The 1167-nt window shown below is 72.9% G+C and carries 1 protein-coding gene and 1 pseudogene; both read right to left on the bottom strand.

Annotation, left to right across the window (positions count from 1 at the left end):
• A partial coding sequence (locus MFF42_RS24685; protein ID WP_238258578.1) for an AAA family ATPase occupies positions 1–856 on the bottom strand: 856 nt, incomplete at its 3' end.
• A gap of 84 nt (positions 857–940) precedes the next feature.
• Positions 941–1167 (bottom strand): annotated as a pseudogene (locus tag MFF42_RS24680) (polyphosphate kinase 2 family protein); the annotation flags it as partial.

Here is a 1167-nt window from a genome sequence, read left to right as displayed (position 1 = left end):
CACCGCCGACCTCGACGGAGCGTTCGCCGACGCCTTTCCCGGCGCCCGCCTCGTGATCCCGCCGCCGGCGCGCGAGGCGCGGTTCGGCGTGATCTTCTCGGAGTATCCGAAGCGCGGGAAAGGCGTCGGCGAACGCTCCGTCGAGGTCGGCGGTGTCGCCGCGGATATGGGCGAGGGTGGCGAGGACGGCGGCGAGGTCGGCACCGTCCGAGGCCAGGGTCGGCGTCGTCACCGCGAGGCAGGGGCGGCGCAGCGGCGAGCCCGCATCGGTGCGCACGTCGTGATAGAAGCGCCACGCGCCGAAGGCCTGCCGCACGATCTGCAGTTCGGGAAAGCGCACCGCGTCCTGAAGCGCGGCGAGCGCCGTCTCGGTCGGCAGCAGGCTCACGCCGAGGGGGCGCTTGCGGCCCTCCTCGTCGCGCACGAAGCCCGCCGGCCCGTCGCGGTCGAGCACCGTGACCGGACGCGCGCCGGTCTGCACGGTGAGGCGCTCGGTCTTCACCTGCGGCTCCAGGGCGAAGGCCGCCGCCGTCACCGGCGGCGGGATCCCGATCTCGACGGCGTAGCTGTAGCTCTGGCCCGTGGCCTCGTCGGACAGTTCGGCGGAGAGCCGAACCCGCGCCGGCTCGGCCTTGCGGCGCGGGCCGGCCCAGAGAACCGAGTCCATGCCGCCCTCGGCGGCGAGCACCCGCGTCAGCGTGCCGGAGGCGGCCGCCTGGAGCAGGGCGAGGGCGCGGTAGAGGTTGGTCTTGCCGGTGCCGTTGCCGCCGACGAAGACCGAGAGCGGGCCGACCGGGAAACGGATGCTCCTCAGGGAGCGATACCCGGCCGCCTCGATCTCCCGAACCACCGGCATCGGTGCTTTCCCTCAAGCCTCGGCGGGTGTGGAACTAGACCGCCCAGCTACCGATTCGGGAAGGCAAATTGGGCGGGCTCGGCCTCAATCCGGCACCTTGATGCCCTTCAGCCCCTTGGGCGGGTCGGGGAAGCGCGGGTCCATCGCCTCCAGCGTGTCGGCGATGGTCTTGGCGACCATGACGTTGCGGGCCCACTTCCGGTTGGCCGGCACCACGTGCCAGGGGGCGTAGGGCGTCGAGCAGCGGGCAAGCGCGTCGTCGAAGGCGGTCTGGTAGGCGTCCCAGGCCTTGCGCTCGACGAGGTCGGCGG

The organism is Methylorubrum podarium (genome assembly GCF_022179745.1).
GTDB classification, from domain to species: Bacteria; Pseudomonadota; Alphaproteobacteria; order Rhizobiales; family Beijerinckiaceae; genus Methylobacterium; species Methylobacterium podarium.
This window is presented reverse-complemented; position numbering and strand designations above follow the sequence as displayed.